Here is a 4,441-nt window from a genome sequence, read left to right as displayed (position 1 = left end):
GATCAGCAAGGAAGATCGCGAGCGCGCGATAGAAGCGGCAGCCGAAAGCGGCGTCGGCTTCGAGCTTGCGGGCGAGCGTCTCCTTGTCGAGGAAGAGCGCGAGTCCCTCGCCCGCGGCCGTCACGGTTGCACACGGAGGCGCCGAATCCACAAACGACATTTCGCCCAAGATCTCTCCGACCCCGAGCCGCGCGATCTCGCCCATCGCACGGTCCGTGACCAGGCACTCGCCCTGCAACAGCAGAATGACCGTCTCAATCGGCCGGCCTTCGTGGATCAGGATTTCCCCGTCCTTGATTCCTCGCCGCGCGCCCGTCTGCGCCATCCACGCGATGTCGGCGTCGGTGAGCAGTCCGAAGACGTAAAGAACCTTGCGCATAGGTAAGCCCTCCAGTTTCGCCCCGCTGTAGCAGTCTGAAGTCCGCATCCTGCCGCTTTCCGCCCGTTCTAGGACTGTTCTTGACGGCGGCAAAGGCTCGGAAACCCAAAGGCAGATGGAAAACCTGCGGTCCTCGTAGCCGTTCCCACGGCTCGCTGCTCCGATCTGCGGCGAGCGTTTCACTTCGACGAGTCCCGCCCGCTCAAGATGCTCCACAAGCCGCTCGGCGACAATCCAGCCCTGATCTCGTCGGCGCCGTGGACGCGCTTCCGGCAACGTCTGGCGAAGGCGGATTCCGCGAATACTTGGGCGTCAGTCTCGGGGACGGGGAATGGCAAGCGCGATGGCATCCTCCTCGCAGGGTGAATTTCCGAGTTCCCTTCCGTTGCGTGACGGGTTGCCGCGCCGGCCGGTGCGGATTACCCCTCGATTGTTTCCAGTGATTCGGAGGGGTTCCACCATGCCGCACGCGCCCGCCCGCTCGACTTTCGCAGACATAGGCGGCGGTTTGGACCCCGGCTCGGTCGCGGAGGCGGCGATCGAGTTTGCCTGTCATCTCGCGGCCAAGTCCGGCCTCGACGAACGCGACTGCATCGCCCTGGTTGCGGCGGAAGCCACGGCCACGTTGACCGCCTGTGGAGGAGCTTCGCTGCTGCGCACGCTGGCGTTCCTGCGCCGTGTCGCCCCAGCCCGGGCTGCTGTCTTGGCTCGGGCGAACGATCTGGGCGAGGAACCCCCGCCGCTTGACCGTTCGGCGGCGCTCATGGGGTTTAGAGACGTGGCGTCGAACCGGGTGAACTAAATCCCCCCGTCTTCCAAATCCGGCGGAGCGCGTCGCGCGCCGGACGACCCGCCCGGATCCGAGTTCCATACAAATGTGAGCCGGAAACTAACCCAATCAAAGAGCTTCAACGCATAATCACGGCGGCGCATGACCCCCCGTCGGAAGACCTACCGCCTGAAATTCCTCGATACGCTGATGGGGAACGCCCCCGCAGTTCTCGGCGAAAATGAACTGACAGCCGGCGACAATAACGGGGCGCTGCGGGAGACGGAGAACCTGTCTTGGCCGCCCGGCGCTCTCGCGTGTCATCTTTCGGCAGTCGATGCCGGCGAAGTTGCCTTTTGCATCAGGCCGAACCCGGACAGGCGCGCGGCGTTGCCCGGGAAGATCGCCTGATTCCGGCGGCGCGGGGCAGCGCGCCCCTGGTCGTTCTCGTGGCGATTCCTGCAAATGCCGCCACAGTCTACGAATCAGTTGACTCTGATAATTTATGGTTAATGATATCGGGCTAAAGGGTTTAGAGGAGGGCTTCCGGGCGGGAGCTTGACCAATGGGATGTGACCGAGGACGCAAGTCGATATCACACCTTATCGAAGATATCGAGGTAAAACTGACGTTAAGGAGTAGGGCGGTGGTCAGCGTAGGAGATGCGTTGTTAGCGCACTTGCTTGACACGTCATTTCTTCACGCGAAAAAGATAGCGGTCAGCACTGACGAATCCCGCGGGCCGAATTCTGTAGCGTCGACTCCAATTACTCACGACGCTGAGCGAATTATCGAACTCATACGAATGGCGCGAAATGCCGACGTCACCCACTTCACCCGGCATAAGCAAGGCGGCTTGCTGCACTAGGCTCTGGGAACGCCGCAAGGCGAGGAAAGCGGCCGCTCGTCGATCATTCGGCGGGACCTATCGAACGCCAGATCCAGCGCCCTCCCCAACGTCGGCATATCGCACGGCTTGGGGAGCACATTGATGCCTTCGAGGGCAGCCTGGCGCGCCGCCGCGTCAGCGTATCCCGAGGTCAAAAGCGCAGGCAGCCTGGGGTGGAGACGCCGAATCTCCCGGAGCAACTCGACTCCAGTCATGCCGCCGGGCGATAGGCGCCATTATAAAAGCAAAGCAGATTCGGACCCCACCAAATATACATTGGATGGCCGGTGTTCAAGAGCGACGAATGGCTGTGCGGAGAGGAGCTGTGGCCACGTCTCCGGATCGCCGAGCGGAGACGAGGTCGAGTGAGGGGCGCGCATCAGCGCCCCCCTTTCGCCTCCACCCCTCAGCAAGTGGGGCGCCGGCTCTTGATCGTCGCCAGCCCTTGTCGTCCGGTGTCCCTCGCGTCATTGATCGGCTAGAAGAATTCTAGACGGCTTCAGCGAAGGAGAACAGACTGGCGCCCCAGCACGACCGCGCGCAGCCAAGCGGGCCATAGTCGACGCTCATGTGCAACCTCTGCAGCGTCACCAAGGGCCAATCGGCCATCCGCGATCTCTTCGCCGTCAAACACGATCGCGCCGGCAACCTGCCGCCCTTGCCGGCGATCTTCCCCGATCAGATGGCGCCGATCGTTCGCCTCGGGGCCGACGGCGAGCGTGAGCTTGTCATGGCGCGATGGGGCATGCCCGGTCCGCCTCAGTTCGGCGGACAGCCCGTGACCAACATCCGCAACGCGAAAAGGCCGCATTGGCGGCGATGGTTGGGCAAGGCAAGCCGGTGCGTCGCGCCGGCTACGTCCTTTTGCGAATACGAGGACACGAAGCCGCGCAAGACGCCCGTCTGGTTCGCCCTGGCCGACGAGAGGCCGCTATTCGCCTTCGCGGGCCTGTGGACGCCCTGGCGCGGCCGCAGGGGCCCCAAGGGCGCGCCGGTCGAGGGCGAGCATGAGCTGTTCGGATTCTTGACGACCGAAGCCAACGCGGTCGTCGCGCCGATTCATCCCAAGGCGATGCCGGTCATCCTGACGACGCCCGATGAGATCGACCGATGGCTCGCGGCCGACACGCCCGACGCGCTCGAACTGCAGCGGCCGCTACCGGATGAAGCGCTGCGGATCGTGGCGAGGGGCGAGCGATCGGATGGGGGGCCAGGCGCCGCCGTTTAGGGCTGCCAGAACGTGAGCCGCTCGAGCGGATCGCGAGCTGCTGCTCCCGCGCGTGTCGCATCGAGAGAAAGTCCGCCGACGTCGAGACCCCCTGCGTTTGGCCGCGCTGAACCTCAGGGGTCAGCTCGCTGCTCGGCGCCGTCCTCGCTCCACCGGGTGTGGAAGCGGCCGGGTTTGTCGAGGCGGCGATACGTGTGGGCGCCGAAATAGTCGCGCAGGCCTTGCAGAAGGTTGGCCGGCCCGCGGGCGCGACGGAGACCATCGTAATAGGAGAGCGCCGACGAAAAGGCGGGCGCCGGAACGCCGTTGGCGACGGCGAGCCCGACCACCTGCCGCCAGGCGTCGGTCGCCTTTGCCACCGCGGAAAGGAAATAGTCGTCGAACAGCAGGTTTGAGAGCTTTGGATCCCGAGCGTAGGCGTCCTTGATTCGATCAAGGAACCGCGCGCGAATAATGCATCCGCCGCGCCAGATGGTCGCCATGTCGCCAAGCTTGAGGTCCCAGTCGAACTGGGCGGAGGCCGACGACATCTGTTCGAAGCCCTGCGCGTAAGCGACGATCTTGGAGGCGTAGAGCGCGTCGCGAATGGCGGCGATCGCGGCGCTGTCGGACTTCTGCGCCGCGGGCGGCCGACGCGCGATTTTCCGCTCCAGCTCCATGCGCCTGTCGCGCTGGGCGGACAGCGCGCGGGCGTACACGGCCTCGGTGATGGCAGTCAGCGGAACGCCGAGCTCCAGCGCGGATTGTGCGGTCCAGCGGCCGGTGCCCTTTTGCTCGGCCTCGTCGAGGATGGCGTCGATCAGCGGCTTGCCGGTCGCGTCGGTCTTCCTCAGCACGGCGGCCGTGATTTCGATCAGATAGCTGTCCAGATCGCCTGTCTTCCAATCGGCGAAGATCTCGGCGATTGCGGGGGCGTCGAGACCGTAGAGGCTTTTCATGAGATCATACGCTTCGGCGATGAGCTGCATGTCGGCGTATTCGATCCCGTTGTGCACCATTTTGACGTAGTGACCTGCGCCTTTGGGGCCGACGTAGACGCAGCACGGCGTCCCATCGACCTGCGCCGCCATCTTGTCCAGGAACGGCGCGAGCCGGTCGTAAGCCGCGCGATCGCCGCCGGGCATCATGCTCGGTCCTTCGAGCGCCCCGACCTCGCCGCCCGAGACGCCCATTCCG

The 4,441-nt window shown here is 64.6% G+C and carries 5 protein-coding genes; 3 read left to right on the top strand and 2 right to left on the bottom strand.

The window, feature by feature from the left end; all coding sequences use genetic code 11:
* The coding region (locus tag ACLP25_RS31475) for a cyclic nucleotide-binding domain-containing protein (protein ID WP_442473015.1) at positions 1 to 379 on the bottom strand (379 nt) is incomplete at its 3' end.
* Positions 380 to 839: 460 nt separating this feature from the next.
* Between ACLP25_RS31475 and ACLP25_RS31470 the strand changes: the two genes are divergently transcribed.
* From ACLP25_RS31470 to ACLP25_RS31460, 3 genes are all read left to right on the top strand, one after another.
* A complete protein-coding gene (locus ACLP25_RS31470; RefSeq protein WP_442473014.1) occupies positions 840 to 1,181 on the top strand; it encodes a hypothetical protein in 342 nt (113 codons plus the stop codon).
* 129 nt (positions 1,182 to 1,310) lie between these two features.
* Positions 1,311 to 1,559: a hypothetical protein gene (locus ACLP25_RS31465; RefSeq protein ID WP_442473013.1), complete on the top strand. Its 249-nt coding sequence runs from the start codon at positions 1,311 to 1,313 to the stop codon at positions 1,557 to 1,559.
* 1,046 nt (positions 1,560 to 2,605) lie between these two features.
* Complete coding sequence (locus ACLP25_RS31460) at positions 2,606 to 3,265, top strand: SOS response-associated peptidase (protein WP_442473012.1); 660 nt, start codon at positions 2,606 to 2,608, stop codon at positions 3,263 to 3,265.
* Positions 3,266 to 3,378: 113 nt separating this feature from the next.
* On the opposite strand, the gene gndA is transcribed toward ACLP25_RS31460, so the two are convergent.
* On the bottom strand, positions 3,379 to 4,441 hold a 1,063-nt coding region (gndA, locus tag ACLP25_RS31455; RefSeq protein WP_442473011.1), incomplete at its 5' end, for an NADP-dependent phosphogluconate dehydrogenase.

This window comes from Roseiarcus sp., assembly GCF_052145395.1.
Classification (GTDB): domain Bacteria; phylum Pseudomonadota; class Alphaproteobacteria; order Rhizobiales; family Beijerinckiaceae; genus Roseiarcus.
Note: the sequence above shows the minus strand (reverse complement) of the source record. Positions and strands in the feature narration are given on the sequence as shown.

Excerpts from the sequence above, each read along its gene's own strand:
- ACLP25_RS31465 (WP_442473013.1), top strand. The coding sequence starts at position 1,311 with ATGACCCCCCGTCGGAAGACCTACCGCCTGAAATTCCTCGATACGCTG.
- ACLP25_RS31470 (WP_442473014.1), top strand. The coding sequence starts at position 840 with ATGCCGCACGCGCCCGCCCGCTCGACTTTCGCAGACATAGGCGGCGGT.
- ACLP25_RS31460 (WP_442473012.1), top strand. The coding sequence starts at position 2,606 with ATGTGCAACCTCTGCAGCGTCACCAAGGGCCAATCGGCCATCCGCGAT.